The organism is Bradyrhizobium sp. NBAIM18 (genome assembly GCF_020193825.1).
GTDB lineage: Bacteria > Pseudomonadota > Alphaproteobacteria > Rhizobiales > Xanthobacteraceae > Bradyrhizobium > Bradyrhizobium yuanmingense.
This window is the reverse complement of the sequence record NZ_JADYVO010000008.1, coordinates 105202-132200: the sequence shown is the minus strand read 5'-3', so window position 1 is coordinate 132200 and position 26999 is coordinate 105202. Positions and strand designations below refer to the sequence as shown.

The window sequence follows — 26999 nt, the reverse complement described above, 5'->3', positions numbered from 1 at the left end:
CTCACACCGCCTGCACGGTCCATCCGATCAGCTCCTTGGCGATGCGCGCGAAGGCGGCATCGAAGGCGGCGACTGAAGCGGCCGGTTCGACCTTGTCGAGCTTTTCGCTGACCTCGATGAGCCGCGATGCGATCACCTTGCCATTCTTGTCGACGATCCGAGCCGACAGTCCGATCTCGGCCCGAGCCTCCCCATCCGTCGCGATCCGAAAGCGCCGGATGTCGAGCAGGAGCTGGTAGTCCGCCGGCCCGAGATCCGTCGTGCGCAGCGGGGCGTGGGCGATGTCGTAGTTCTCGAAACTGTCGATCAGGCGCGCCTGCACCAGTTTCGGAATGCTGTCAGCCCAGAGGAAGTCCGCAAAGCCCGGCCTGTCGCCGCTAGGCGCGAACAGCATGCGCTGGGTCTGCAGCATCGCCACCGCCGTCGGCTCGGGAATGGCCAGTGAGGCGGATAGCGTCTTGCCGGCCGGCCCGAGATTCTGCGGCGTGCGCAGGTCGTAGGTGACTTTCTGCGCGGGCGTGCCGCCGCCGGTCATCTTGTCGAGGCCTGCCAGGATGCCGTCGATCTTGCCGGTGTTGCGCGCGAGCCCGTCGGAGAAGGTCTTGAAATTGGCAATGGTGTCCTTCAGCGGACCGGAATTGTCCTGAAGCACCGTGTCGACCCGCCGCAGCGCATCGCGCGCCGCCTGCGTCATGCTCTGGCCTGCGCCGGCCTCCGCGATCAAGGTCGTCAGCTCGCCGGACTTGGCGACGATCACGCCCCCCTCCAATGTCACCACGGGAACGCCGGTCAGGCCCTGGAATTCGAGGCCGACCTTAGTGTCGGCACGCACCGGCGTCGCGGTGGCAACCGAGATCGTGGCATTGACGAAGCGCGGGTTATCAGGCGCGAGCCCGAGCTGGGTGACCTCTCCGACCCGAATGCCGTTGAACAGCACGCCGGCGCCGACCAGCAGGCCGGGCACCGGCCCCTGGAATTGCACGTGGTAGCTGGTGCGCGGGCCGATGCCGCCGGTGTTGTTCAGCCAATAGACGAAGCCGAACACTGCGACGATCGCGGCCAGCACGAAACTGCCGATCAGCACATAGGGAGCGCGGGTTTCCATCTCTCATCTCATCTCGTGTTGCAGCATCTGCGAGCGCTTGCCGTGGAAGTAGGCGCGCACCCAGGGATGCCCGGATTGCAGCAATTCGCGCATCGGGCCGATCGCCACGATCTTGCCGTCGGCGAGCGCGGCGACGCGGTCGCAGACCGTGGTCAGGCTCGCAAGGTCATGGGTCACCATGAACACGGTGAGCTCCAGGGTCTTTTGCAGCGTCTTGATCAGCGTGTCGAACTCGCCGGCGGCGATGGGGTCGAGGCCCGAGGTCGGCTCGTCCAGGAACAGGATCGGCGGATCGAGCGCGAGCGCGCGCGCCAGCGCCACGCGCTTGGTCATGCCGCCGGACAGCTCCGCCGGGTATTTGTCGGCGTCCTCGGCGCGCAGGCCGACCATCTCGAGCTTGGCGATCGCGATCTCGTCCATCAGCTCCTGCGACAGGACCAGATTTTCGCGCAAGGGAAATTGGACGTTCTGGCGCACCGTCAAGGAGGAGAACAGCGCGCCCTGCTGAAACAGGATGCCCCATGCCATCGCAGCGCCGCGGTCGTGGCTTCCGCCGGCTTGTCCCATGACCTCGATGTTCCCGCTCCGGCGCGGGATAAGGCCGATGATGGTCCGCATCAAAACCGACTTTCCGCCGCCGGATGCGCCCACCAGCCCGAGGATCTCGCCGCGGCGGACGTCGAGCGACAAATGGTCGAGCACGGTTTGACGGCCGAAGCCGACCACGAGGTCACGGACGCGGATGGCGAACTCGTCTTGTGGTCCGTCCATTGTCACATTCCGATCGAGGCAAAGAAGATCGCGAACAGGCCGTCGAGCACGATCACCAGGAAGATCGATTTCACCACCGACGTCGTGGTCTGCCGCCCAAGCGACTCCGCGCTGCCCTTGACGCGCAATCCCTCGCTGCAGGCCACGATCCCGATCACCAGCGCCATGAATGGCGCCTTCAGGATGCCGACCTGGAAATGCGCGACGGAAATGGCCTCGTGCAGGCGCGCGATGTAGATCGCCGGCCCCATGTCGCCATAGAACTGCGCGACCAGCCCGCCGCCATAGAGCGCGGCGATCGATCCGATGAAGGTGAGGATGGGCAGCGCAACGACCAGGGCCGCAACGCGCGGCAGGATCAGGACGTCGACCGGATCGAGCCCCATGGTCGAGAGCGCGTCGATCTCCTCGCGCATCTTCATCGAGCCGAGCTCGGCCGTGTAGGCGCTCCCCGACCTTCCCGCGACCATGATGGCGACGATCAGCACGCCGAGCTCGCGCAGCACCAGGATGCCGACCATGTCGACCGTGTATGATTCCGCGCCGAATCTACGGAAGTGGAAGAAGCCCTGCTGCGCGATGATGGCGCCGATCAGGAAGGTGATCAGCGTGATGATGGGGATCGCCTGCCATCCGATGCGGTAGAGCTGATACACCAGAGAGGTCAGCCGCAGCGAACGCGGCCGGCGCAGCACGCCGACGACGGCCATGAACAAGGCGCCGAGCATCTGGAGGAAGATCGTGACGTCCTCCCGCGCGCCGACCGCGGACTTGCCGAGATCACCCAGCCGCGCCAGAACCGGATTGGGCGCGGCCGCCGGAGCCGGTGTGCGGCGGTTGACCTGGCGCACCTCGTCCATCAGCCCGCTGAAATGATCGGCGACGCCGACGAATTCGGCTGGCCTGCCTGACGAGGCGGCCCTGCGCGACAGCTTCTCCAGGACCCAGGCGCCGAGCGTATCGAGCGCGCTGATCCCCGACATGTCCAAGGATACGGCGCGCGAACGATCGACGTCGGCCCCGACCGAGCGGGACAAGGTCTCGAGCGTCACCACGTTCGCGGCGGTCCAGGGCCCCTCGGGGCGCAATTTCAGCACGTCGCCGGACGGCGTCGCGTGCAGCAGCGGTTCGTGGTTCACGCTTTCCACCTCATCGGGACAATTGATCCCCATTCAGCCGGCATTTCTAGGCCAGCATGTGGCGGCCGGATTGACCTGTCTCAAGACCCCGAACGGGCTCCGCCTCTTGACGCAAATCAAGCGCGATCGCACGGGCTGGTCTTAGACTCGTTTGAATTTAATGAGGACACCAAATCCATGTTCGACAGTGACAGGATGAGCGAGGAATTGCGCACGCTGAAGGTCGACGTCACGCACCTGTTGAGCACCGCCGGCGAGGAGATGTTCGAGAGCTCGAAAGCTCGCACTGATGCGCTCGCCGATCAGATCAGGGCCGCACTCGCCGAGCTCGGCGAGACCATCGAACAGGAGGGGGAGACGCTCCAGGGCCTCGTTGCGGAGCGTCCGATCACATCGCTCGCCTCTGCCTTCGCGCTGGGCGTGGTTGTCGGCTTCATGCTGAGGAGACACTAGGTGAATACCGAGAATGTCGTCAAACATCTGCGCGTGCTGTGGCGCACCGACAGGATCATCGCCGACATCAGGCTGCGCCATTTGCTGATCGGCCTCGGCCTGCGTGCCTTCGCGGCGCTGATCGCCGCGTTCGGGCTGCTGATGCTGGAGCTGTCGGCCTATTTCGCACTGGTGCAGATCTGGAGCGCGATTGCGGCGGCTGCCATCCTCGGCGCCGTCAATTTCGTCATCGCGGCCGCTCTCTTCCTGATCGCCGGCAGCGCTCCGTCGGGGCGTGACATCGAGCTCGCCAACGAAATTCACGACACCTCCATCGAAGCCCTCCAGCTCGAGGCCCGTGCGCTCCAGGCCCAGGTGTCGGGCGCGGTGCACCACCCGCTGAGCACGATCGTGCCGGTGCTGCTGCCGCTGATCGCGATCATCATCAAGACTCTGCGGACGACGGCCAGGTCGTCCAATGATGCCAGTTCGGCCGAGGCGCAATCGTAGCCGACACGCTCAGAGCTTGAGCCTGACGTCGCAGATCTCAGGCTCGGCCGGGTCCGGCTTGACCTCGAAGCCGAGCTGCCGGCACATGTCGAGCATCACGGTATTCTCCTGCAGCACGTCGCCCGATATGGTCTTCAATCCTTCCGACCGCGCGTAGTCGATGATCAGCTGCATGAGGGCCCAGCCGAGTCCCCTGCCCTTGAGGTCGGACCGCAGCAGGATCGCGTATTCGCCGGTCTCGTAGATCGAGTCGGAATGGAGCCGGACCACGCCGACCATTTCGCCGCTGGCCTCCTCGAATGCGATGAAGGCCATCGCGCGCGCATAGTCGAGCTGGGTCAGGCGTGCGATGAATTCGTGGGTGAACTCCTTCATCGGGGCGAAGAAGCGCAGGCGAAGGTCGTTCGCCGTGACGTGACGCAGGAATTCGTGGATGGTCGGCTCGTCCTCGGGGCGCATGGGCCGCACGAAGATGCGCCAGTCCTCCTTGAGCTTGAGGCGGCGCTCCCATTGCGACGGATAGGCGCGAACGGCGAAATTGGCCGGGCCGGAGCCGGCGAACTTCCGCTGTGGCGGTCCGACCGCGACGCGGGCATCCACCGCGGTCACGCCGGTTTCGTCCGCCAGCAGCGGGTTGATGTCGAATTCGCGGATCTCGGGAATGTCGGCCGCCATCTGCGCCAGCTTGACCAGCACCATGGCGACGGCGTCGTGCTTGACCGCCGGCACGTCCCGATAGGCCTTCAGCAGCCGCGACACGCGCGTGCGGTCGATCAGATCGCGGGCCAGTTGCAGATCGAGCGGCGGCAGCGCCAGCGCCTTGTCGTTGATGATCTCCACCGCCGTGCCGCCGCGGCCGAAAACCACCACCGTGCCGAAGGTCGGATCGTCGGCAAGGCCGAGGATCAGCTCGCGCGCCTTTGCCTTGACGACCATGGCCTGGACGATGACGCCGCCGATGCGCGCCTCGGGCCGCAGCTTCCGCGCTCGCGCAAGAATGTCCGTCGCCGCCGCACGGACGGCCTCCGGCGACGTCAGATTGAGCACGACGCCGCCGACGTCGGATTTGTGGGTGATGTCGCGCGACATGATCTTCAGCACGACGGTGCCGCCTTGGGCGAAGATGTCCTTTGCATAGGTCACCGCCTGCTCGACGTCTGCTGCCGCATAGGTCGGCACCATCGCGATATCGTAGGCTTCGAGCAGGTGCTTGATCTCGACGGGTTCGAGCCACTGGCGGCCGTCCGCGATCGCGGCTGTGACGATCTCTCTCGCCCCGCTGGCATCCGGAACGAACGTATCGGGCATCGCGGGAGGCACCTGGGTCAGCTCCTCCACCACTTCGCGGTGCCGGACCAGATGCATGAAGCCGCGCACGGCGTCGTCCTCGGTCGGATAGTTCGGCACGCCGGCGCTGGAGAGTGCCTGGATGATGTGCTGATCGGCGCCGACCCAGGCCGCCAGCACGGGCTTTGCCCATCGCCGGTGCTGCTCGCGATACTTGGCCACGAGCTCCGTCACGGTCTTGGCGATCTCGGCGGCCGATGAGATCGCGGTCTGCACGTTGAGGACGAGGACTGCGTCGTTGTCGCGATCGGCCAGCAGTTCCTCCAGCGCCGCTGCGTAGCGCGCAGCATCGGCGTCGCCCACGATGTCGACGGGGTTTGCACCCGACCAAGTCGGCGGCAGCGCCGCATCGAGCTTCCTGTGCGCATCAGTCGAGATCGTCGCCGGAATACCGCCGAGCTCGACCAATCGATCGACGGCGAGGACGCCGATGCCGCCGCCATTGGTCAGGATGGCGAGACGCTTTCCGGTCGGCGATTCGACGCGGCCGAGTGTCTCGGCACAGTCGAACAGCTCGCGCAGGTCGGACACCCGCAGCACGCCCGCGCGGCGGAACGCCGCGTCATAGACGGCGTCGGCACCGGCGAGCGCCCCGGTATGCGTGGCAGCGGCCTTCGCACCCTGCGCCATGCGGCCGGACTTCACCACGACGACCGGCTTCACCCGCGCGGCGGCGCGCGCCGCCGACATGAACTTGCGCGCGTCCTTGATCGCCTCGATGTAGAGCAGGATCGCGCTGGTCTTGTGATCCATCGCGAAATGGTCGAGCAGATCGGCAATGTCGACGTCGATCTGATCCCCGATCGAGACGATGCCGGAGAAGCCGACGCCGCGCTGCGCGGCCCAATCCACCATGCCGGCGGCAATGGCGCCCGATTGCGAGATCAGCGCGAGGTTGCCGGCCCCCGGCATGTGCGCGGCGAAACTGGCATTCAGGCTGACGCCGGGCATCATGATGCCGAGGCAGTTCGGCCCGATCAGCCGCATGCCGTGTTTGCGGGCGGCAGCGCTGGTCGCCTCGTGCAGCGATCCCGGTCCCTGGCCGAGACCGGCCGAGACGATCAGCGCACCCGCAGATCCGCGACGGCCGGCCTGCTCGACGATGCCTGGAATCTCGCCCGCGGGCGCGGTGACGACGACGAGCTCGGGCACGAAGTCCAGCCTGTCCAGGCTCTTCACCGCCGCGAGGCCGCCGATCTCGGCGTGGCGCGGATTGACGAGGCCAAACCGCCCCTTGAATCCCGCTTTCCGAATGTTTTCCAGGACCGCGCGTCCAACGGACGCCGGACGCGCGCTCGCGCCGACGAGCGCAACCGAGCGCGGCGACAGCAGGTTGTTTAGACGATAAGTCGACATGAAAACAAATGCGCCGCGCCAGCGGCGGTTCCGATGATTGGACGATCCGGCTGGAAGAAGACGCCTAGTGCGAGATCATAACCCAGCATGGTGGCTGGCCAATGACGGTCTTTGTCACACCGCCCCACACGATCTCGTTCAGGCGCGAATGATGGTAGGCGCCCATCACGATGGCATCGATGCCATGGGAATTCGCCCAGCTTCCCAATACTTTGCCGGTCGAGCGGCCGCCCCCCTTTGTGGTTTCGAACGAGGCAAAGACGCCGTGTTCCCGCAAATGGTCGACGAGTGCCGTTCCGGATCGGACGACCGCGTCCGTCTCGTCCTCCGCCACGGTCAGCACACGAACCGAACTGGCAGCCTGAAGAACAGGCAACGCATCGCCGACCGCACGCGCGGCCCGTGCCGAATGATCCCATGCAATCACGACGTTCTCGAACTCGGGCCGGAGCTCGTCGGCGCGATGTTCAGGACAGAGCAGAAGCGGTCGGCCGGATTCGAACAACAGCGCCTCCACGATGGTCTCCGTTCGACTGTCATGCGGTTTCACGGGAACCAGCGTGAGGTCGCTGAAGCGGGCGTGCTCGGCCAGGATCGCTCCGATCTGATCCGCAGGCACCTTGCCCGACCGGCTCTGGGCGCGGGCGTTGGCGCAGCAAGCCGCATCGGTGAAGGCATTCAGCAGCTGCTGCATGTCGCTCGCCTCGAGGCTGGCCTGCGCGAATTCGCGATCGTCGGGCAGCATCACCTTCGGTCGCTCGAAAACATCTTCCTCGAGCGCGAGCGCGGTGATCCTGGCGCCGAGATCGGCGGCGACAGAAACGCATTTCTCGATCGCAACCAGGGCTGGCCCGCGTGGCTGGCCGACAAGGGGCAGAAACACATCCTTGATGGGCATCGGAATTCTCCTGAGCCACCATGATAGGCGGGCTGTCGTCGAGACCCTTGATCCGCGTCAAGACCGGGGGAAACTCCGTCCGATCAGCCCGGGAAACAGGCGTTGACTGACGTCAAGGACTGGTCACTCGGTCGTTCTATGAATAGTTCAGTCGGAGCGGTTCGCCCCGGAGACAGACATGCGTGCGATGGTGTTGCCGGCCCCACGAGCGCGGCTCCGGATGGAGGAGCGGTCCGACCCGATGCCGGGCGAGGGTCAGATCCGGGTGAAGATCAGCGCCTGTGGTGTATGCCGGACCGATCTTCATCTCGTCGATGCCGAGCTGCCCGGCATCCGCTATCCGATCGTGCCTGGCCACGAGATCGTCGGCCGGGTCGACCTCATCGGTGCGAATGTGACGACACATGCGCCTGGTGACCGGGTCGGCATTCCCTGGCTAGGCTTCACCTGCGGAAAATGCCGCTTCTGCCGCGAGGGTATGGAAAATCTCTGTGATGCACCGCTGTTCACCGGCTACACGCGCGACGGCGGCTACGCGACCCACACCATCGCCGACGCACGTTACGCTTTTCCGCTCGGCGAGGCCGGCAGCGACGTGGAGATTGCGCCCCTGCTGTGCGCGGGGTTGATCGGCTGGCGCTCGCTGGTCCTGGCTGGCCCCGCCGAGAGGCTGGGCCTCTATGGCTTCGGCGCGGCCGGCCACATCATTGCGCAAGTCGCGGCTTGGCAGGGACGCTCCGTCCATGCATTCACGCGGGCCGGCGATGCCGCTGCACAAGATCTTGCCCGCCGTCTGGGCGCTGTCTGGGCGGGGTCATCGGACCAGGTGCCCGACGAGCCGCTCGACGCCGCGATCATCTACGCGCCAACCGGCGAGCTGGTCCCGGCGGCGTTGCGCGCCGTGCGCAAAGGTGGTCGCGTCGTCTGCGCCGGCATCCACATGAGCGACATTCCAAGCTTTCCGTATGATCTGCTGTGGCAGGAACGGCAGCTGGTCTCGGTCGCCAATCTGACCCGGCAGGATGGCCTCGATTTTCTCAAGGTCGCGCCGCAAGCCGGCGTGCGCACCGAGACGACGGCGTTTCCGCTCGATCAGGCCAATGAGGTCCTGACCATGCTGCGGAATGGCCAGATCCTCGGCGCGGCCGTGCTGACGCCCTGATGGTGCTTGCCATGTCCGCTTCGATGAAGGATGACACGGCGGCTCAGGAGCGCATCTTTCGGATGCTGACCGACCATCCCGACGTGATGCGCATCGACACGCATGCCGCCTCGGTGTTCCTGGACGCAAAGCGCGCGCTGAAGATCAAGCGCGCCGTCCGGTTTCCCTTCCTCGACTATTCGACGCTCGAAAAGCGCAAGGCGGCCTGCGAGGAGGAGATCCGGATCAACCGGCCCCTGGCGCCGCAGATCTATCATGGCGTCGTGGCGATCACGGAAGAGCCGGATGGATCGGTGAAGGTCGAGGGCGCCGGCCGGCCGATCGAGTATGCGGTCGACATGTCGCGCTTCGACGAAAGCAGGACGTTGGATCATCTGGCCGAGGCGGGACCGCTGGACGCGAAGCTTGCCTCGGACGCCGCTGACGCAATCGCGGCTTCGCATGCGGCGGCGACGCGCGCCGACGGAAAGGCATGGGTATCCTCCATTCCGGGCCTGATCGACGGCAACACGAATGGTCTGCGGGCCGGCGGCCATTTCAGCGCAGACGCGATCGAGCAACTCGGGAAGGCTTCGCATGCGGCCTATCTGCGTATTCGTCCCCTGCTCGCAGGGCGCGGCAGCCGGGGCTTCGTGCGCCGCTGCCACGGCGATTTGCATCTGGCAAACATCGTTATGATCGATGATCGGCCCGTGCTGTTCGACGCGATCGAGTTTGACGCGCAGATGGCGACGGTCGACGTGCTCTACGATCTCGCATTCACGCTGATGGACCTGTTGCAGCACCACCAGCCGAGCGCGGCAAACATGGTGCTGAACCGCTATCTCGCCGCGACGCCGGCCGACAATCTCGATGCGCTCTCGACCCTGCCGCTGTTCATGTCCATCCGGGCGGCGATCCGCGCCCAGGTGGCGCTGGCGCGACTGAAACCGCCGCACTCCGACGATCCCGGCATTGTCGACCAGGCACGGCGTTATTTCGACCTCGCCGGGACGCTGATCCGCCCTCCTGCTCCGTGCCTGATTGCGGTCGGTGGACTGTCGGGCACCGGAAAGACCGCCCTGGCGCACGGGCTTGCGCCGGTCGTGGCACCGGAGCCGGGCGCCGTCGTGCTGCGCAGCGATGTCGTCCGCAAGCAGATGTTCGGGGTCGAGGACACCCACCGCCTGCCGCCTTCAGCCTATACGCCGGAGGTCACGGCCCGCGCCTATGACACGCTGGTGCAGCAGGCCCGCCGGGTGCTGGCGCAGGGCCATTCGGCGATCGTCGACGGCGTATTCGCGCGCGAGGACGAACGCGATGCGATCGCTGCGCTGGCGCGCGAGTGCAACGTGACGTTGAACGGGCTGTTCCTGGTCGCAGACCTTGCAACCCGGCAAGCGCGCATCGGCAACCGCCGGGGAGACGCATCGGACGCCACGCCGGAGGTTGCCGCGCTGCAAGAGCGCTATAATATCGGCCATGTCGGCTGGGCGACCATCGATGCATCCGGGACACAAGAGCAGACGCTTCAGAACTGCCGGAACGTCATCGCTGAGGGGCAAACAAGGCAATCAGACTGATGCGGGCAAGGAAGTCGCGATCCACCACGCGCTCGACGGCAAATACGCATGCCAAGCCGGCAACGCGGCGCAATGTCCTGCCCGCCCGCCTCAGCCCCGGCATGGCCTGCGACACGGCCTTCCGCATCATCGCCCGCCGACACCTCGGCGCGGTGATCGCTCAGCACGACGGCACCTGCCGCGGCGATCCGGATGCACTGCACCAGATCCGGATCGCACTGACTCATCTGCGGACTGCCATCCGCTTCTTCTCGCCGATGGTCGACGATAACGTGCGACCGGAAGTCTGGGCCGAACTGAAATGGCTGAACAGTCAGCTCGGCATGGTGCGGGACCTCGACGTGGCCATCGAGCGGATCGTCGCAGAGAGTGGCGACGAGCTCGCCGTGGTCGCCGAGCTTCAGCGCTGGGACGAGAAACGCGCGGAGAGCCATCGGCTGCTGGCGCGTGCGCTGCAATCGGCGCGGTATCGCCGCCTGGTCGAGCAAACCTCGACGTGGATCGAAAGCGGCCCCTGGTCGACCCGCCGCAGCAAGGAAGCGATCCGGTTGCGCCGCTGCACCCTCGCCGACCATGCGACGGAGCGGCTGACCGAGTGGGAGACGACGCTGCTCAAGAAGGCCCGGAAGCTGAAGAAGCTCGATGTCGAGAAACGTCACAAGCTGCGGCTGCTCAACAAGCGGATGACCTACTCGGTCGAGTCGCTTGCGGATCTGTTCGCCGATGGGGTGGCGACGAAGCAAAAGTCCATCCTCAAGCAATTGCGCAAGGCACAACGGTCGCTCGGTCAATTGAACGACGATGCGCGCGGACAAGCACTAGCGGCGTCGTTGAATGGCGCCGGCATCGAGGCCAGCCGTCGCTTCCTCAACCGCAAACGCGAGAAGAAGCTGTTGCGGAAGGCGTCAACGGCCTATCGCAAATTGGACAAGGCCAAACCGTTCCGCTCTTCGGATCTCGCGCCGAGATCGGAGCCGGAGGCTTAGGTGCGGACGTAGTCCCCCGGCGCATCCGGCAGGCCGAGGGCGTCGCCAAGTCCGATCTGCGGCGGATCGCAGGGCGCGCCGGAACGTGCCGCCAGCCAATTGGTCCATTCCGGCCACCACGAGCCTTCAATGCGCGGAGCCAGCTTCAGCCATTCGTCGGCACCGACATAGGGCGCATCGGCAGCCTTGGTCAGCACCTGATAAAAGTGGCCCTCCTCCTGCGGAGGCGCCACGACACCGGCATTGTGACCGCCGCTGGTCAACAGGAACGTTACGTCGGCATCGACCTGATAGTGGATCTTGTAGACGGATCGCCAGGGCGCCACGTGATCGGCGAGCGTGCCGACCACGAACATCGGGGTATGAATGTCGGACAGCGAGACGCTCCGGCATTCGACCCGATAGCGACCTTCCGCCAGATCGTCGTTCAGGAACAGCTTGCGCAGATACTCCGAGTGCATGCGATAGGGTAGCCGCGTGGCGTCGGCATTCCAAGCCATCAGGTCGCTCGGTGGCGAGCCGTCGCCCATCAGATAATCACGCGAGAGCCGCGACCAGATCAGCTCGTTGGAGCGCAGGAGCTGGAACGCGCCCGCCATCTGTGTCGTGTCGAGATAGCCGCGCTGCCACATCATGTCTTCGAGAAAGGCAACCTGGCTCTCGTTGATGAACAGCGTCAATTCGCCGGCCTCGGTGAAATCGGTTTGCGCCGCGAGAAGCGTGACGGTGCCGAGACGGCTATCGCCGTCCCGCGCCATGGCCGCCGCGGCAATCGACAGCAACGTCCCGCCAAGGCAATAGCCGAGCGCATGGATCTTCCGGCCCGGCACGATCTGCCCGATCATGTCCAGCGCGGCCATCACGCCCAGCTTGCGGTAGTCGTCGAAGGCAACATCCCGATCGTTCGCATCCGGATTGCGCCAGGAGATCGCGAAGACGGTGAAGCCCTGAGCGGTCAGGTATTTGACCAGGGAATTCTGCGGCGACAGATCGAGGATGTAGTACTTCATGATCCAGGCCGGCACCATCAGAATCGGCTCCGGCCGCACCTGCGCAGTCGTCGGATGGTACTGGATCAGCTCGATCAGGCCGTTGCGGTAGACGACCTTGCCGGGCGAAGCCGCCACCGTCTTGCCAACGACGAACTGATCCTCGCCGGCCAGCTTCGAGCCAGAGAGCAGGCGCATCAGGTCGCTGCACCAGTTCTGCCAGCCGAACACGAAGTTCTCCCCGCCGCTTTGGAACGCTTTTTCCAGCACCTGCGGATTGGTGGCGGCGAAATTCGAGGGCGCCAGCATGTCGAGCATCTGGCGCATCGAGAACTCGACGATGGCCTCATTTGCGTGCGACACGCCGCGTATGCCGGTCGTGGCATCGTGCCACCAGCGCTCGGTGAGCAGAAACGCCTGCGCAAGCAGATTGAACGGCGCGGCTTCCCATTGCCGGTCCTTGAAGCGGCGATCCCGCGCCTGCGGCCGAATGACGGACCATGGTTCTTTGGATGTCGCGTGAGCGGCAGCTTCCAGGAAGCGGCCTGAGTCGCGGAAGATATTGCGGAAGAGCTCCATCTGGTGCTGAGGCGCCGCCGCAAGATGCGCGCCCCAATCGAGCCAGGCGAGCGACAAGGCCACAGGCGAGATTCCGCCCGTGAACCGCGCCAGCATGGCATGAAACGCGCGATCGAGTGGATACGAATCCGTTGTTTGCGGGCAAGTGCAGTCAGCCGGCGTGCCTGCGACCCTTTCGTGAATCCCGGCAGCCGGCCTGGTAGCGGGAGCTTGCAGCGGCGCTTCGGCCCGTGGAAATATTTTTACGACGCTCATGGCTCATTGTTCCTGCGGGCTTCCGTTCTACGCCTCCGGCAGGATATGGCGACGCTTCCGCCGCGCGTTGAGCTGCATCAAATCGCGGCACGGATCAAAATCGGTCAATCAAGGCAAGCTTTGTCCGCTTGACCTGAGTCAAACCGCACCCCGATGGACTCACTAGGCTTTGTCCATTGAAATTGACATGCCAGCGGAGTTGTCCATGCGCGCCCACCAGATCATGACCCGGTCGGTCATCTCGGTTACCCCCGACACCAGCATCGTCGAGGCGGCCAATATCATGCTGAAGCGACATGTGAGCGGCCTCACGGTGGTCGACGCTACCGGCAAGCTGGTGGGCGTGGTGTCGGAAGGAGATTTCATCCGCCGCAGCGAGATCGGCACCGGGCGCAAGCGCGGGCGCTGGCTGCGGTTCATCCTCGGTCCGGGCAAATCCGCCAGCGACTTCGTTCACGAACACGGCCGCAAGGTCTCGGAAGTGATGACCGACCTGCCCGTGACCATCACCGAGGATACGGCGCTTGCGGAGATCGTCGACCTCATGGAGCGAAACAATGTCAAGCGGCTGCCGGTGGTGCGCGGCGACAAGGTCGTCGGAATTGTGTCCCGCGCCAACCTGTTACAGGCCGTGGCCGGGCTCGCCCGCGAAGTGCCGGATCCGACCGCCGATGACGACCACATTCGCAGCCGCATCATCGACACCATGGAGAAGAACGACTGGTGCCCGTTCGGGCTGAACGTCATCGTGCGCGACGGTATCGTTCATCTCAGCGGCGTCATCACTGAAGAGCGCGCTCGACAGGCCGCGATCGTCGCCGCAGAGAACGTCGAGGGCGTGAAGAAGGTGCACGATCATCTCTGCTGGGTCGACACCATATCCGGCGTCTATCTCAACTCGCCCGAAGACGACGAGCTCGCCAAAGCGAGCTGATCGCCGCGGAGTTCAGCTCGGAATGACGGCGGTGGCTTCGATCTCGACGCGCGCCGCCTTCTCGACGAGGCGCACGACCTGAACCAGGGCCATCGCTGGATAGTGCGTTCCGAAGACGTCGCGGTAGATCTTGCCGAGCTCCTTCAGATTGGCCAGATACTCGTCCATGTCGACGACGTACCAGGTCAGGCGCACGAGGTGCTCGGGCCGGGCACCGGCCTCGGCCAGGATCGCTGCGATGTTGTCCAGGGTCTGGCGCACCTGCGCGACGAAGCCGTCGGCGAGACGCTCCTCGGCGTCCCAGCCGATCACCCCGCCGGTGACGACGATACGTCCTTCGGCAGCCATGCCGTTGGCATAGCCCTTCGGCAGCGGCCAGCCTGACGGCTGCAGGATCAGCGCCTTGGTGCGCGTTTTATCCTCGGCTGCGGTCGGTAGCACCGCGAATTGCGGGCTTTTCGGCGTCGTCACAGACAATTCTCTATCCTTCTCTCATTCCGCGGCGACGCCTGAGGACGTCACTGCAGCCTGCGCCAGCTGCCGCAGGGCAAAGCGCTTCAGCTTGCCGGTCTCGGTCTTCGGCAATTGCGCGACGAACTCGATGGCGCGCGGATATTTATACGGCGCGATCTCGCGTTTGACGTGCTCCTGCAACTCGGCCACCAGCTGAGCGTCAGGCGTCACGCCGGGCGCGGCAATGACATAGGCTTTGACGATCATGCCCCGCGCCTCGTCCGGCGCGCCAACCACACCGCATTCGGCGACCGCCGGATGCGTAAGCAGCGCCGCTTCGACGTCAGTTCCTGCGATGTTGTAGCCGGCCGACACGATCATGTCGTCGGAGCGCGACTGGTACCAGAAATAGCCGTCGCTATCCATCAAATAGGTGTCGCCGGTGATGTTCCAGCCGTTCTGGACGTATTTCCGCTGCCGCTCGTCGGCCAGATAGCGGCAGCCGGTCGGCCCGCGCACGGCGAGAAAGCCCATCGTTCCGGGCGGCACGTCGCGGCCCTCATCATCGACGATCTTGGCTTCATAGCCCGGCACGGGCTTGCCGGTGGCGCCGGGGCGGATCTCGTCCTCGGTCGCGCTGATGAAGATGTGCAGCATCTCGGTCGAGCCGATGCCGTCCATCAGCTTGATCCCGGTCGCCTTGAGCCAGGCATCGAATGTCGGCTTGGGCAGAGTCTCGCCCGCAGAGACGCATTTGCAGAGCGAAGAAATGTCGCGGCCTGCGAGCTTGCCAAGCATGGCGCGGTATGCGGTCGGCGCCGTGAAGCAGACCGTGGTCTTGTACTGCTCGATCGCATTCAGAATGTCGTCCGGCGTCGTCTTCTCCAGCACGACGAAGGAGGCGCCGATATGCATCGGAAACAGCACGCCGCCAAAGCCGAAGGTGAAGGCGAGCGGCGCCGAGCCGATGAAGCGATCGTTTTGCTCGGCGCGCAGAATGTTGCGCGCATAGCCGTCACAGACCGCGAGCATGTCGCGATGGAAATGCATGGTGCCCTTGGGATCGCCGGTCGTGCCCGAGGTGAAGGCGATCAGGCAGATGTCGTCGGCGGCGGTATCGACCGCCTCGAACTCCGGGCTGACATCGGCGATCAACGCTTCCAGCGAATCCGCCGCGCCATTGCCCCAATAGACGACCCGATCGAGACCGGGCGCAGCAGCTTTCGCCTTCTCCATCTCCTCGGCGAGCTTTCCGTCGCACAGCGCCAGCGTGATCTCCGCCTTCTGGATCGGATAGGACAGCTCCTTGGCGCGCAGCAGCGGCATCGTCGCCACGCAGATTCCACCGGCCTTGATCACCGCGAGATAGGTCGCAACCATCATCGGATTGTTGGCCGAGCGCAGCAGCACGCGCCCGCCGGTGACGAGACCGAGCTTGCCAACCAGCACATTGGCGATGCGGTTCACCAGCGCCTGCAGCTCGCGGTAGGTGTAGCTGACGGCCGGGCTGATGACGCAAGGAGCGTCGCCATGGCCCTGCTCGACCCAGCGATCGAGGAAATAGCTGACGCAGTTCAGTCGCGGCGGATAGTTCAGTTCCGGCCGCGTGAAGATGAATTCGGGCCAGAGCTCGCGCGGCGGCAGATGTTGCCGCGCGAACGTATCGACGTGGGCCGTTGCGGCGCTGCCGTCATACGAGCCCGTCCCTTGAATCTTGGCGGCGTTGGCCATCGCACGCTCCTTTCAGCATGGATTGCACCCGGCAGCACGATCTGGAAAACATTTTAGGCTTAAAACAATTCGGCGCAATAGGGGATTTTGGGCATCCCGCGCTTTTTCATGGGGCAAAAGGTGGGGTCGTCGCGCCCGCAGAGCTACGGCCGGCGGCGGGCGGCCGATTTCTGCGCGGACCCCTTGGTCTTGGCGAGGAGGCGCATCAATTCCCGCACGTCCTTCGGCGAGAGGTCGGCGAAGAGATCGGCGATCCAGGTCTCGTGCTCGGCGGCCATCCTGCGGAACTCGGCACGCCCGAGCTTGGTCAGCCGGATCACCTGGACGCGGCGATCGGTCTCCGAGGTCCGGCGGTCGAGATGGCCTGATTCCACCAGGCGCTCCACGAGCCCGGTCACATTGCCGTTCGAAACCATCATGCGCTTGGAGACATCGGACAGCGTCATGCCGTCAGGCGCCCTGTCGAGCTGTGCCATCAGGTCGAAACGCGGCAACGTGACGTCGAACCGCTGCCGCAGCCGGCCGCGCACCTCGCCCTCGATCAGCGTCGTGCAGGTCAAGAGCCGCAGCCACAGCCGAAGCTCTTCGGCGTGGTCCTCCGGTGTTTCGACGGCCTTGGTCTCGGAATCGAGCATGTCGATGCAGTCACTCACGGCCGGCCTCGGCGCGGGCACGGATTCCCCAACGTTTTGAGCTTCAAATAAATCCGAGCCGGCCGCAAGTCCAAAGCTGCAACAATCGACCGCACGCCAGTTTCTTTAGGCTTCAAATAATTGGCGCGCAGCTTGCATGCACAACTGCCCGCAGGATGCGACGCATCGCGCTCGGCTTGCCGGGGCCGCCGTCATCGGCATAAGCTTTGGATTGAAGTACGTGGCTTGCAGCGCAAGCCAATCGTCACAAGGGACAGATCATGAAGACGAAAATGACCTTGGCCGCAGCTGCGATGCTACTCGGCACCGTGGTGACCCCTGCCCTCGCCCAGGAAAAAATCAAGCTGGGTGTGATCGTGACCCTGTCGGGGCCCGCCGCAGCACTGGGCCAGCAGGTTCGCGACGGCTTCGCGCTCGCCGTGAAGGATCTCGGCAGCAAGATGGGCGGCCGCGATGTCGAGGTCGTGGTCGTCGACGATGAGCTGAAGCCGGATGCTGCGGTGACCAAGGTGAAGGGCCTTCTGGAACGTGAGAAGGTCGACTTCGTGGTCGGGCCGATCTTCTCCAACATCCTCCAGGCCATCCATCGGCCCATCACGGAGTCGAAAACCTTCCTGATCAGCCCCAATGCCGGTCCGTCGACCTTCGCCGGCAAGGATTGCAACCCGTTCTTCTATGTGACCTCGTATCAGAACGATCAGGTGCACGAGATCCTCGGCAAGGTCGCGCAGGACCGCGGCTACAAGCGGATGTACCTGATGGTGCCGAACTATCAGGCGGGCAAGGATTCGGTGGCTGGCTTCAAGCTGGACTACAAGGGCGAGATCGTCGAAGAGTCCTACATGCCGCTGAACACGTTGGATTTCCAGCCGGAGCTCTCCAAGATTTCCTCGCAGAAGCCCGATGCACTGTTCACATTCATGCCGGGCGGCCTCGGCGTCAATCTCGTCAAGCAGTACCGGCAGGCCGGGCTCGCCGATACTATTCCGGTGCTCTCGGCCTTCACGGTCGATGAATCGACCCTGCCGGCACAGCAGGATGCGGCGGTGGGCATGTTCGGTGGCGCGAACTGGGCGCCCAATCTCGACAATCCCCAGAACAAGAAGTTCGTTGCCGCCTATGAGGCCGCCTACAACAGCGTTCCCGGCACCTACGCCTTCCAGGCCTATGATGCCGCGATGCTGATCGAGAGCGCCGTCAAGGCCGTGAAGGGCAATCTCTCCAACAAGGAGGCCGTTGGCGCCGCGTTGAAGAAGGCCGACTTCACCTCGCTGCGCGGGGCCTTCAAGTTCAACAACAACAATTATCCGATCCAGGATTTCTACCTGACCAAGGTCGCCAAGCGTCCGGACGGCAAGTTCCAGACCGAGATCGTGCAGAAGGTGTTCGAGAATTACGGCGACCGCTATGCCAAGGACTGCAAGGGGTCGAACTGAGCATGATCCGCACCCGAAGGGCCGCACTAGCGCAAAGTGCGCAGCGGTTGCCGATGAAGATCATGCTCTGACAATAGCTGCGCAGCGCGCTACGGGAGGACTGCAATGAAGAGCGAAATCACCGGCATCACGCGGGCCAATGAAGGAATCCAGGGCATTTCCTGGAACATCCTCGGCCAGACCTACGTGCCGAAGAGCCACGCGGAGAACAGCTTCTCCTGGCACGCGACGCTGCCGCCGGGCACCTTCGTGCCGCCGCACATTCACCCCGACCAGGATGAGTATCTCTACATGCTGGAGGGCAAGCTCGATTTCATGCTGGGCAATTCGGAGGCGCAGGCAAGTGCAGGCGACCTGATCCGCCTCGGCATGGGCGTGCCGCACGGCATCTTCAACAAGTCGGAGCAGACCGCCAAGGTGCTGTTCTGGGTCTCGCCGAGCCGCAAGCTGTTCGACCTGTTCTGGGGCCTTCACAACATGAAGGAGCAGAAGCCCGAGGACGTCGTGGCGATGGCCGCCGAGTTCAACATCCACTTCCTGCCGCCGCCGCCCGGCGGCTAGCGGAGCGCTTCAGGCGCGCACCGCCGCGAGTCCGGGCACCGCGGCGAAACCGGCCTTGGTGGCATAGCCGCGCACGATGGCCTCGCGCTGGGAATAGCTCAGGACGTTGTCGACATTGTCGAAACCGTCGGGCGCGAGCTGCTCGACCGCGTCAATGACGCCCTCCGGCCCGCCGCGCCGGTTGGAGCGAACGATCTCGGCCGTCATCGGCAGACGCTTCTTCTCGTATTCGAGCAAGGCCTGACGCGGGTGTTCGGCGCGCACCAGCACATCCGCAAGACAGCGGGCGTCGAGAATGGCCTGCGAGGCGCCGTTCGACCCCACCGGATACATCGGATGCGCGGCATCGCCGAGCAGCGTGACCCGGCCCATTGACCAATAGGGCAAGGGATCGCGATCGCAGGTCGGATATTCGTAGAATTCGGGCGTTGCCGAGATCAGGCTCTTCACGTCGATATAGGGCACCGAGAAGCGCGCCACGTGCGGCATCAGCTCCTCGCGGCGACCCGGCCGCGACCAGTCTTCCTTCCGCGGCGGCGGCGCGTTGCCCTCGCCCACTTTCACCAGCACCGCCCAATTGGTCAGGCGGCTCGCCGGGCTCGATCCTTCCGCGATCGGATAGATCACCACCTTGGCATTGAGACCGCCGGCCACGATCATCGATTTGCCGGTGAGAAACAGCGGCCAGTCGCGCGCACCGCGCCACAGCATGAGGCCGTTCCAGCACGGCGGCCCTTCGTTCGGAAACAGCGTCTCGCGGACGCGCGAGTGAATGCCGTCAGCGCCGATCAGGATATCGCCGCGCGCCGTGTGGACATGGGCACCGGAGCGGTCGAAAAAGTAAGCGGTAACGCCGCCCTCGTCCTGCGTGAAGGCGCCGAGCCGGCAGCCGGTGTGAATCGCCTCACGGCCCAACCGCTCCTCGACGGCACGATGGATGACGCCCTGAAGCCGGCCGCGATGGATCGAGAATTGCGGCACATCGTGGCCGGCGTCGATGCCGCGAGCTTCGCGCCAGACCTCCTGGCCATGGCGGTTGAGATAATAGAGCTGATCGGTGCGGATCGCGACCTCGTCGAGCTTCTGCAGCAGGCCGAGGCCGGCCAGCTCGCGCATCGCGTGCGGCAGCGTGTTGATGCCGACGCCGAGCTCGCGAATGGTGTCGGCCTGCTCGAAGATCTCGCAATCCAGGCCGCGCGAGCGGAACATCAAAGCCGTCGTGAGACCACCGATACCGCCACCGACGATAATCGCCTTCATCGCCCTAACTCCACTCGAACCGCAGGCAATGGGTTAACGTCGCACGGGCGGTCACTCCGCCGCAAGCGGCTTTGTCGCCTCCGCCTTGAGCTCGGTCCGGGTCTTGGGCTTAGCCTTAATTCTCAGCTCCTCAAGATCCTGCCGGTCGCGCACGCTGTTGCGGAACCCGAATACATGCGCATCGGCGACATCACCGCGCGATTGGCTAGCTTCATCTCACGCAGGCGGCAATCAAATTATTTTAAACCTAAAGTAATCTCCCGCAAGTCCCCCTCGCTGGATTGGCTGCAGATAATTGCGCCGGCTCAGTCGCCCCTGAAGACCGGTTTGACCTTGTTGGCGAAAGCCTCGAAGGCGCGCTCGAAATCCGCAGTTGTCATGCAAAGGGCTTGAGCCACGGCCTCTGCCTCGATCGCCTCCTCGACGGACATCGCCCATTCCATAGCCAGCATCCGCTTGGTCATGGTGTTGGCGAAGGTCGGGCCTTCCGCGACCTGCTTGGCCAGAACCTGCGCCTGGGGCAGCACCTGCTCCGGCGTGACGATACGGCTGAAGAAGCCCCAGCGCTCGCCCTCTTCCGCCGTCATGAACCGGCCGGTGTAGAGCAGCTCGGAGGCGCGGGACTGCCCAATGATCCGCGGCAGGATGGCGCAAGCACCCATGTCGCAACCAGCAAGCCCCACCTTGTTGAACAGGAACGCCACTTTCGCCCCGCTCGCCGCAAGGCGCATATCAGACGCCATGGCGATGATCGCCCCGGCGCCGGCGCAGATACCTTCGACCGCGGCCACGATCGGCTGCGGACAGGCCCGCATGGCCTTGACGAGGTCGCCGGTCATGCGCGTGAAGGCGGTCAGACCCTTGGTGTCCATCTTCACCAGCGGGCCGATGATCTCGAACACGTCGCCGCCGGACGAGAAATTGCCGCCGGCACCCGTGACGACGATGGACTTGACCGCGTCGTCGAAGGCGCAGGCGCGGAAGAAGTCGGTCAGTTCCCGATAGCTCTCGAACGTCAGCGGATTCTTTCGTTCGGGGCGATTGAGCGTGACCGTGGCAACGCCGTCGACCACGGCGAGCAGGAAGTGCTGCGGCGAGTAATCCGCAAGCGGCACGGTAACGGGATTGGCTGGTCTGCTCATGGGATCTCCTTGGCTTTCTTTTTCCGCGCCTGCCAGGCAGGCTAGACTTCGCCACCGGCCACTGCGATCGCCTGTCCGGTGATCGAGCTCGCGCCCTCCCCGCACAGCCAGAGAACCGCGTCTGCGACCTCCTGAGGCGTGACCAGGCGCCCTTGCGGATTGTGCTTCGCGAGCTCGGCAATTGCCTGCTCGCGGGTCCGGCCCGTCTTCTTCATGATGTTGTCGATGCTCCCGGCGACGAGGTCGGTGTCGGTGAATCCGGGACACACCGCGTTCACGGTGACGTTGCTTCCGGCCATCTCGAGAGCAAGGGAACGCACGAGGCCGATGACGGCGTGCTTAGCCGCTGCATATGCGCTGACATAGGCGTAGCCCTTGAGGCCTGCGGTGGACGCTACCGCGACGATGCGGCCGTAGGGACGATCCTTCATGCCCGGCAGCACGGCCTGGACGGCATGCACGACGCCCATGAAGTTGACATCCATCATCCGGCTGAAGAGCGCGCTGTCCGATTTCGCGAACGGCGCCGATTCAGCGCTGCCCGCGTTGGCAATCAGGATGTCGATCGGCTTGCGCGCACTTGCCCCGGCGATCGCGGCTTTCAGAGACGCTTCGTTCGAGACATCAGCGACAGCCGCAAAGTGCGCGGCGCCTGCATTGACCGCCTCGTCGAGAACCGCCGCGTTCCGGCCAAGCACAGTCACGGTCGCACCGGCGCCGACGAGAGCGGACGCGATCGCGCGGCCGATGCCGCGCCCGCCACCGGTGACCAGCGCGTGCGGCGAATGCGGCAATCCGGACATGCGCTGGCTCCCTCGGATCTCGTGACCAGTGTTCGATATATTTTAACCTTCAAGTTTTTGCAACGAAAGCGGCGCTTGGTCGGCGAATGATGCGGCGTGAGCGACGGCCCGAAAATTGCTTTAAGTATAAAATTATCGCTTTCCATCCCCCACAGGCCTGTTAGCATCGAACGGGCCCAGCAGAAGGATGTCGCGTGTCGCAGCCTGTGCCAATGATAACAAAGGACGAACGCTTCGCCTACGAAGCCGCGGGTGATCCGGACGCGATACCGCTGATCTTCCTGCACGGCATCGGCGGCGCGGCGCGGGCCTGGCGGCGGCAGCTTGCGACATTTGGCGACCGCTTCCGCGCGATCGCATGGGACATGCCCGGTTATGGAGGATCGGCGCCGCTTGCGAGCGTCAGTATCGCTGCCCTGGCGGAGGCGCTGCAGCAATTCATCGCGCAACTCGGCGTCAGTAGGCCTGTTCTGGTCGGCCATTCCATCGGCGGCATGATCGTTCAGAAGTGGCTGGTTCAGTCCCCCAAGCTGGCACGCGCAGTCGTGCTGGCGCAGACCAGCCCTGCATTCGGGAAGGCGGACGGCGACTGGCAGAAATCGTTCATCGCGGCGCGGCTCGGGCCGCTTGATCGCGGCGAGACGATGAAGTCGCTGGCCCCCTCCCTGGTGAAGGAGCTCGTCGGCGACGACCCCGATCCGAACGGGATGGAGATCGCCCGCGAATGCATGGGGAGCGTGCCCGAGGCCAGTTATCGTGCCATGATGCTGGCTCTCATCGGCTTCGATCAACGCAGCACGCTCGGAAATATCTCCGTTCCGACGCTGTTGCTGTCCGGCTCAAAGGACAACAACGCGCCCGCGCCGATGATGGCAAAGACGGCGACCTATATCCCGGGCGCCGAATATGTCGAGCTGCCTGGCGTCGGCCATCTCGCCAATCTCGAACGCCCCGAGGCCTTCGACGAAGCTCTCGGCCGGTTCCTGAACTCTCTCGCGACCAAAGCCTAAGGTAACTGCGCGATGACCATGCAAGTCAGCAAGACGATTGGCGCGACCAACAAGGTCGCGCTGGATGTGCCGATCTTCGATCCGGTCGCATTCCGCCTGAGCGACGAGCAGGCCGGCATCATCACCCGCGCGAGAGAGATCGGCCAGACCGTGTTTGCCGATCGTGCCGCCACTTACGATCGCGAGGCGACTTTCCCGACTGAAAATTACCGCGATTTGCATCGCATCGGCCTTCTCGGCATCGCCGTGCCCAAGAGGCACGGCGGCCTCGGCGCCGATTACCAGACCTATGCCCTGGCGGCAGCCGAGATCGGCCGCTATTGCGGCGCCACTGCACTGACCTGGAACATGCATGTCTGCTCGACCCTTTGGTCGGGGCCCCTCGCCGACGATCTCGACATGGATGCTGAGACTCGTGCCGAGCACGAGCGGCGGCGCGCGGTGCACTACAAGCGCATCGTTGAGGACGGTGCGATCTATTCGCAACCCTTCTCCGAAGGTGGAGCTGCCGCTGCGGGCGGCGTTGCTTTCGGTACCGAAGCAAGGCCGGTCGAAGGCGGTTGGATCGTCAACGGCAAGAAGATCTTTGCCTCGCTTTCGGGCCACGCCGATTATTACGGCGTGCTTTGCACCGAGATCGAGCAAGGCGAGAAGGCGTCGCGCCGCAACACGCTTTACCTGGCGATATCAGCCAAATCAGAAGGCGTCTCGGTCGTCGGCGACTGGGACCCGCTGGGCATGCGCGGCACGGTTTCCCGGACGCTGCTGTTCAAGGATGTGTTCGTTCCGGAAGATTCGGCGCTGATGCCGCGCGGCGTGTATTTCCAGGCAGCTCAGCGCTGGCCGCACATGTTCCTGACGCTGTCGCCGACCTATATGGGTCTGGCGCAAGCCGCCTACGACTTTACCGTGCGTTACTTGCGCGGCGAGGTCCCGGGCATGCCGTCGGTCAAGCGGCGGATGTACCCGACCAAGCAGATCGCGGTTGCGCAGATGCAGATCAGGCTGGAGCAGATCAAGACGATCTGGTTCCAGGCCGTGACCGAGGCGCGCGCCAATCCGAGCAAGGAGCAGGTGCTGCGCGCCTACGCCGCGCAATATTCGGTGATGGAGGGCGCCAATGAGCTCGCCGCGCTCGCGATCCGCACCTGTGGCGGCCAGGCCATGCTCAGATCGCTGCCGCTGGAGCGGATCTATCGGGACAGCCGCTGCGGCTCGCTGATGCTGCCCTGGACCGCCGAGCTCTGCCTCGACCGGATCGGGCGCGAAGCACTGTACGAGGCCGGTGAAACGGACGACTGACCGTGGACCTCTGTAGCCTGATCGACCGCAACGCGGCGTTCGCGCCAGACAAGACGGCCATTGCCTTCGAAGGCAAGCGGCTGAGTTACGCGGCATTCGCCGCACGGATCGAACGGACCGCGACGGCCTTGAAGGGGGAGCTCGGCGTCGGCCGCGGCGATCGCGTCGCGATTCTAAGCCTGAACCGGCCGGATTATCTGGTTCTGCTCTACGCCTGTGCGCGCCTCGGCGCGATGCTGGTGCCGCTGAACTGGCGACTGGCCGTCGCCGAGCAGCTGTTCATTCTCAGTGATGCCGGCGCCAAGGTCCTGGTCCTCGAGCAGGCGTTTTCCGGAGTGCTTGCCGAGCTGGGGCAGACCGCGGCAGGGACATCCGTCGTCGGCCTCGACTTCACGCCGCCTCGCGGCACGACATTCGAAGATTTGCTGGCCCGCGGTGACGGCACGAGCCGAAATCCACATACCGACCTCTCCTGCCCGCTGCTCATCGTCTACACGTCGGGCACGACGGGACGGCCAAAGGGCGCGGTGCTGCGCCAGGAGGCGCTGTTCTGGAACGGTGTCATGAGCCAGCACATGCACAACATGACGTCCGACGACCACGTGCTGACCGTGCTGCCGTTCTTCCACGTCGGTGGCCTCAACATCCAGACTACGCCCGCGCTCCAATTGGGCGCGACGGTCACGGTGCATGCGCGCTTCACGCCGGACGCCACGCTTGCGGCTATCGAACGGGAACGGCCGACACTCACGGTGATGGTTCCTGCGATCCTTCAGGCGGTGAGCGAGCATGCTGCCTGGGCGACCGCTGATCTTTCCTCACTCAAGGCCGTCGCCACCGGCTCGACCATCGTACCGCCGCACCTGATCGAGCGCTTCGTCGCGCGCGACGTCCCGGTGCTTCAGGTCTATGGTTCGACCGAGACCTGCCCGATCGCCGTCTACACGCGGCTTGGCGGCGACCTTTCGCGCGCGGGATCGACCGGCCTTGCCGGCCTGTGTTGCGAGGCAAAGGTGATCGATCAGGCCGGCGAAGAACTGCCCGCGGGCACGCCGGGCGAAATCGCGGTGCGCGGTCCCAACGTGTTCTTCGAATATTGGGGCAACGACGCCGCAACGCGCGAGGCGCTGCAGGACGGCTGGTATCGCACCGGCGATATCGGCCTGCGCGATGCCGACAGCTATTTCTGGGTCCGCGACCGAAAGAAGAACATGATCATTTCAGGCGGAGAAAACGTCTACCCGGCCGAGGTCGAGCGCGTCCTGCTCGAACACCCCGACGTCAGCGAATGCGCCGTGATCGGCCGGCCGGACCCGCGCTGGGACGAGGTGCCGGTCGCCTATGTCATTGCGAGATCCGGCTGTCGGCTCGAAGCGGACGAATTGAAGGCGCATCTTCAGGCCCAGCTCGCACGCTACAAGGTTCCGCGCGAGATCGTCTTCGTCACCGACCTGCCGCGCACGGCGCTGGGCAAGGTCCAGCATTTCCTGCTGAAGCAGCTTGATGCGCAGTCACGGGCGCAAGGAGAAGCATCTTGAAGATCACAGTTCTGGGTGGGGGAAACGGCTCTTTCGCGGCCGCGGGCGATTTTGCACTGTCGGGGCACGAGGTGCGGCTCTGGCGCCGCGATGCCGATCAGGTCGCAGCGCATCGCGCCGCCGGCTCGCGCATTCTGGTCAAGGATCACAACGGCAGCCACGACGTGAAGCTCGCGCTGGTCACGACCAACATGGCGGACGCCGTCGAAGGCACGGAGCTGATCCTGTGCCCCGCGCCCGCCTTCGCGCAATCAGATATCGCTCGCCTGCTCGCGCCGCATCTGCGCGACGGTCAGGTCGTGTTTCTGCCGCCGGCAACATTCGGCTCGATGATCTTCGCCCAGGCATCGCGAGATGCCGGCAACAATGCCAAGGCCAGCTTTGCCGAAACGGGCACGCTTCCGTGGCTGACCCGCAAGCACGGACCCTTCGAGGTCGCGATCACCATTCGCGCCAAGCGGCTCCCGGTCGGCGTGTTCCCGCTTGACCAGGCGCCCCACGCGCTCGCAGTGATCGGACGTGCTTTCCCAGACGCGATCGAGGCGTGCGGAGACGCGCTGTCGGGCGCACTGATGAACGCAGGCCCGATCATTCATCCGCCGTTGATCGTCATGAACGCAGGGCCGATCGAACATTTCGAGCGCTGGGACATTCACAAGGAAGGTACGCAAGCCGCGATCCGCCGGGTCACTGACGCGCTCGACGCAGAACGCATCGCGGTGCGCGAGGCACTCGGCTACGGCGCGCCACATTTCCCGCTGGCCCATCACTACGCGAGGGAAGGCGAGATCTGGATGTATGGCCGCGGCTCGCACGACCGACTGACCGATTCCGGTGATTGGCGCGAGCGGATCGTGCTGACAGAGCACCGTTACATGCGCGAAGATCTGCGGCTTGGGCTGTCGCTGCTGGTGTCCGTCGCGGGCCTCGCTGGCGTGGACACACCGCTGGCCAAAGCGTTTCTGTCAATCGGCGGCGCGGTCTGCGGCGAAGATTTTGCGCGAGGTGGCCGAACGCTCCAGACGCTGGGACTCGGCGAGCTCAGCAAGGCTGAATTGCAGACGCTGCTCCGCAATGGATTCTGA

At 64.7% G+C, this 26999-nt stretch carries 24 protein-coding genes; 12 read left to right on the top strand and 12 right to left on the bottom strand.

Features of this window, described 5'->3' with window-relative positions; translation table 11 throughout:
* Position 1 precedes the first annotated feature (1 nt).
* The 3 genes from I6F17_RS19730 to I6F17_RS19720 are packed head-to-tail and all read right to left on the bottom strand — an operon-like array spanning position 2 to position 3015.
* On the bottom strand, positions 2 to 1105 hold the full coding sequence (locus I6F17_RS19730; protein ID WP_225125674.1) for an ABC-type transport auxiliary lipoprotein family protein: 1104 nt from the start codon (positions 1103 to 1105) through the stop codon (positions 2 to 4).
* A gap of 3 nt (positions 1106 to 1108) precedes the next feature.
* The gene (locus tag I6F17_RS19725) at positions 1109 to 1876 is read right to left on the bottom strand and encodes an ATP-binding cassette domain-containing protein (RefSeq protein ID WP_225125672.1); all 768 of its coding nucleotides are present in this window, start codon (positions 1874 to 1876) and stop codon (positions 1109 to 1111) included.
* A gap of 2 nt (positions 1877 to 1878) precedes the next feature.
* Complete coding sequence (locus I6F17_RS19720) at positions 1879 to 3015, bottom strand: ABC transporter permease (protein WP_036043916.1); 1137 nt, start codon at positions 3013 to 3015, stop codon at positions 1879 to 1881.
* 177 nt (positions 3016 to 3192) lie between these two features.
* Here I6F17_RS19720 and I6F17_RS19715 point away from each other — a divergent pair, with 177 nt between their 5' ends.
* Together I6F17_RS19715 and I6F17_RS19710 are read left to right on the top strand one after the other, a co-directional pair.
* Entirely contained in the window at positions 3193 to 3468 is a 276-nt protein-coding gene (locus I6F17_RS19715) for a hypothetical protein (protein ID WP_036043901.1), read from the top strand.
* Positions 3469 to 3957: a phage holin family protein gene (locus I6F17_RS19710; protein WP_225125670.1), complete on the top strand. Its 489-nt coding sequence runs from the start codon at positions 3469 to 3471 to the stop codon at positions 3955 to 3957. It begins immediately after the preceding gene.
* A gap of 9 nt (positions 3958 to 3966) precedes the next feature.
* On the opposite strand, the gene I6F17_RS19705 is transcribed toward I6F17_RS19710, so the two are convergent.
* Together I6F17_RS19705 and I6F17_RS19700 are read right to left on the bottom strand one after the other, a co-directional pair.
* Entirely contained in the window at positions 3967 to 6660 is a 2694-nt protein-coding gene (locus tag I6F17_RS19705) for a bifunctional acetate--CoA ligase family protein/GNAT family N-acetyltransferase (protein WP_225125668.1), read from the bottom strand.
* Positions 6661 to 6724: 64 nt separating this feature from the next.
* On the bottom strand, positions 6725 to 7558 hold the full coding sequence (locus I6F17_RS19700; protein ID WP_225125666.1) for a universal stress protein: 834 nt from the start codon (positions 7556 to 7558) through the stop codon (positions 6725 to 6727).
* A 178-nt stretch (positions 7559 to 7736) separates the two neighbouring features.
* On the opposite strand from I6F17_RS19700, the gene I6F17_RS19695 reads away from it, so the two are divergent.
* From I6F17_RS19695 to I6F17_RS19685, 3 genes are read left to right on the top strand one after another with little or no spacing between them, the layout of a single operon-like run.
* Positions 7737 to 8720 (top strand): zinc-dependent alcohol dehydrogenase family protein, encoded by a 984-nt coding sequence (locus I6F17_RS19695; protein WP_036043920.1) that lies wholly within the window; start codon positions 7737 to 7739, stop codon positions 8718 to 8720.
* A gap of 23 nt (positions 8721 to 8743) precedes the next feature.
* On the top strand, positions 8744 to 10282 hold the full coding sequence (locus I6F17_RS19690; RefSeq protein WP_225125719.1) for a bifunctional aminoglycoside phosphotransferase/ATP-binding protein: 1539 nt from the start codon (positions 8744 to 8746) through the stop codon (positions 10280 to 10282).
* On the top strand, positions 10282 to 11268 hold the full coding sequence (locus I6F17_RS19685; RefSeq protein WP_036043922.1) for a CHAD domain-containing protein: 987 nt from the start codon (positions 10282 to 10284) through the stop codon (positions 11266 to 11268). Before I6F17_RS19690 ends, I6F17_RS19685 begins: the two co-directional genes overlap by 1 nt.
* Here I6F17_RS19685 and I6F17_RS19680 read toward each other — a convergent pair.
* Entirely contained in the window at positions 11265 to 13091 is a 1827-nt protein-coding gene (locus I6F17_RS19680) for an alpha/beta fold hydrolase (RefSeq protein ID WP_225125664.1), read from the bottom strand. The genes I6F17_RS19685 and I6F17_RS19680 overlap by 4 nt on opposite strands.
* A gap of 205 nt (positions 13092 to 13296) precedes the next feature.
* Between I6F17_RS19680 and I6F17_RS19675 the strand changes: the two genes are divergently transcribed.
* Positions 13297 to 14025 carry a CBS domain-containing protein gene (locus I6F17_RS19675; protein ID WP_225125662.1) on the top strand — a complete coding sequence of 243 codons (729 nt, stop codon included), beginning with the start codon at positions 13297 to 13299 and terminating at the stop codon, positions 14023 to 14025.
* A gap of 12 nt (positions 14026 to 14037) precedes the next feature.
* On the opposite strand, the gene I6F17_RS19670 is transcribed toward I6F17_RS19675, so the two are convergent.
* From I6F17_RS19670 to I6F17_RS19660, 3 genes are all read right to left on the bottom strand, one after another.
* The gene (locus tag I6F17_RS19670) at positions 14038 to 14502 is read right to left on the bottom strand and encodes a RidA family protein (RefSeq protein WP_225125660.1); all 465 of its coding nucleotides are present in this window, start codon (positions 14500 to 14502) and stop codon (positions 14038 to 14040) included.
* Positions 14503 to 14517: 15 nt separating this feature from the next.
* Positions 14518 to 16209: a benzoate-CoA ligase family protein gene (locus I6F17_RS19665; protein ID WP_225125658.1), complete on the bottom strand. Its 1692-nt coding sequence runs from the start codon at positions 16207 to 16209 to the stop codon at positions 14518 to 14520.
* A 143-nt stretch (positions 16210 to 16352) separates the two neighbouring features.
* Positions 16353 to 16844, bottom strand: coding sequence for a MarR family transcriptional regulator (locus I6F17_RS19660; protein ID WP_036043987.1), 492 nt, complete (start codon positions 16842 to 16844; stop codon positions 16353 to 16355).
* Positions 16845 to 17122: 278 nt separating this feature from the next.
* Here I6F17_RS19660 and I6F17_RS19655 point away from each other — a divergent pair, with 278 nt between their 5' ends.
* Both I6F17_RS19655 and I6F17_RS19650 read left to right on the top strand, forming a co-directional pair.
* A complete protein-coding gene (locus tag I6F17_RS19655) occupies positions 17123 to 18298 on the top strand; it encodes an ABC transporter substrate-binding protein (protein WP_225125656.1) in 1176 nt (391 codons plus the stop codon).
* A 105-nt stretch (positions 18299 to 18403) separates the two neighbouring features.
* Complete coding sequence (locus I6F17_RS19650; RefSeq protein WP_225125644.1) at positions 18404 to 18859, top strand: cupin domain-containing protein; 456 nt, start codon at positions 18404 to 18406, stop codon at positions 18857 to 18859.
* Between the two features lie 9 nt (positions 18860 to 18868).
* On the opposite strand, the gene I6F17_RS19645 is transcribed toward I6F17_RS19650, so the two are convergent.
* The 3 genes from I6F17_RS19645 to I6F17_RS19635 all read right to left on the bottom strand — a co-directional run bounded on the left by I6F17_RS19645 (position 18869) and on the right by I6F17_RS19635 (position 22064).
* Positions 18869 to 20119, bottom strand: coding sequence for a flavin-dependent oxidoreductase (locus I6F17_RS19645; RefSeq protein WP_225125642.1), 1251 nt, complete (start codon positions 20117 to 20119; stop codon positions 18869 to 18871).
* Between the two features lie 305 nt (positions 20120 to 20424).
* The gene (locus tag I6F17_RS19640) at positions 20425 to 21261 is read right to left on the bottom strand and encodes an enoyl-CoA hydratase family protein (RefSeq protein ID WP_036043936.1); all 837 of its coding nucleotides are present in this window, start codon (positions 21259 to 21261) and stop codon (positions 20425 to 20427) included.
* Between the two features lie 41 nt (positions 21262 to 21302).
* Positions 21303 to 22064 (bottom strand): SDR family oxidoreductase, encoded by a 762-nt coding sequence (locus I6F17_RS19635; protein ID WP_225125640.1) that lies wholly within the window; start codon positions 22062 to 22064, stop codon positions 21303 to 21305.
* Between the two features lie 212 nt (positions 22065 to 22276).
* Between I6F17_RS19635 and I6F17_RS19630 the strand changes: the two genes are divergently transcribed.
* From I6F17_RS19630 to I6F17_RS19615, 4 genes are read left to right on the top strand one after another with little or no spacing between them, the layout of a single operon-like run.
* Positions 22277 to 23074, top strand: coding sequence for an alpha/beta fold hydrolase (locus I6F17_RS19630; protein WP_225125638.1), 798 nt, complete (start codon positions 22277 to 22279; stop codon positions 23072 to 23074).
* A 12-nt stretch (positions 23075 to 23086) separates the two neighbouring features.
* Positions 23087 to 24376 carry an acyl-CoA dehydrogenase gene (locus I6F17_RS19625; RefSeq protein ID WP_225125636.1) on the top strand — a complete coding sequence of 430 codons (1290 nt, stop codon included), beginning with the start codon at positions 23087 to 23089 and terminating at the stop codon, positions 24374 to 24376.
* A gap of 2 nt (positions 24377 to 24378) precedes the next feature.
* Positions 24379 to 25914 (top strand): long-chain fatty acid--CoA ligase, encoded by a 1536-nt coding sequence (locus I6F17_RS19620; RefSeq protein ID WP_225125634.1) that lies wholly within the window; start codon positions 24379 to 24381, stop codon positions 25912 to 25914.
* Entirely contained in the window at positions 25911 to 26999 is a 1089-nt protein-coding gene (locus tag I6F17_RS19615) for an NAD/NADP-dependent octopine/nopaline dehydrogenase family protein (protein WP_225125623.1), read from the top strand. Before I6F17_RS19620 ends, I6F17_RS19615 begins: the two co-directional genes overlap by 4 nt.

Bases quoted from the DNA above. Each gene is read 5' to 3' on its own strand.
- I6F17_RS19650 (WP_225125644.1), top strand. From the start codon at position 18,404: ATGAAGAGCGAAATCACCGGCATCACGCGGGCCAATGAAGGAATCCAG.
- I6F17_RS19685 (WP_036043922.1), top strand. From the start codon at position 10,282: ATGCGGGCAAGGAAGTCGCGATCCACCACGCGCTCGACGGCAAATACG.
- I6F17_RS19700 (WP_225125666.1), bottom strand. From the start codon at position 7,558: ATGCCCATCAAGGATGTGTTTCTGCCCCTTGTCGGCCAGCCACGCGGG.
- I6F17_RS19655 (WP_225125656.1), top strand. From the start codon at position 17,123: ATGAAGACGAAAATGACCTTGGCCGCAGCTGCGATGCTACTCGGCACC.
- I6F17_RS19695 (WP_036043920.1), top strand. From the start codon at position 7,737: ATGCGTGCGATGGTGTTGCCGGCCCCACGAGCGCGGCTCCGGATGGAG.
- I6F17_RS19680 (WP_225125664.1), bottom strand. From the start codon at position 13,091: ATGAGCGTCGTAAAAATATTTCCACGGGCCGAAGCGCCGCTGCAAGCT.
- I6F17_RS19625 (WP_225125636.1), top strand. From the start codon at position 23,087: ATGACCATGCAAGTCAGCAAGACGATTGGCGCGACCAACAAGGTCGCG.
- I6F17_RS19660 (WP_036043987.1), bottom strand. From the start codon at position 16,844: ATGCTCGATTCCGAGACCAAGGCCGTCGAAACACCGGAGGACCACGCC.
- I6F17_RS19730 (WP_225125674.1), bottom strand. From the start codon at position 1,105: ATGGAAACCCGCGCTCCCTATGTGCTGATCGGCAGTTTCGTGCTGGCC.
- I6F17_RS19675 (WP_225125662.1), top strand. From the start codon at position 13,297: ATGCGCGCCCACCAGATCATGACCCGGTCGGTCATCTCGGTTACCCCC.
- I6F17_RS19635 (WP_225125640.1), bottom strand. From the start codon at position 22,064: ATGTCCGGATTGCCGCATTCGCCGCACGCGCTGGTCACCGGTGGCGGG.
- I6F17_RS19665 (WP_225125658.1), bottom strand. From the start codon at position 16,209: ATGGCCAACGCCGCCAAGATTCAAGGGACGGGCTCGTATGACGGCAGC.
- I6F17_RS19705 (WP_225125668.1), bottom strand. From the start codon at position 6,660: ATGTCGACTTATCGTCTAAACAACCTGCTGTCGCCGCGCTCGGTTGCG.
- I6F17_RS19690 (WP_225125719.1), top strand. From the start codon at position 8,744: ATGAAGGATGACACGGCGGCTCAGGAGCGCATCTTTCGGATGCTGACC.
- I6F17_RS19715 (WP_036043901.1), top strand. From the start codon at position 3,193: ATGTTCGACAGTGACAGGATGAGCGAGGAATTGCGCACGCTGAAGGTC.
- I6F17_RS19640 (WP_036043936.1), bottom strand. From the start codon at position 21,261: ATGAGCAGACCAGCCAATCCCGTTACCGTGCCGCTTGCGGATTACTCG.
- I6F17_RS19645 (WP_225125642.1), bottom strand. From the start codon at position 20,119: ATGAAGGCGATTATCGTCGGTGGCGGTATCGGTGGTCTCACGACGGCT.
- I6F17_RS19725 (WP_225125672.1), bottom strand. From the start codon at position 1,876: ATGGACGGACCACAAGACGAGTTCGCCATCCGCGTCCGTGACCTCGTG.
- I6F17_RS19630 (WP_225125638.1), top strand. From the start codon at position 22,277: ATGATAACAAAGGACGAACGCTTCGCCTACGAAGCCGCGGGTGATCCG.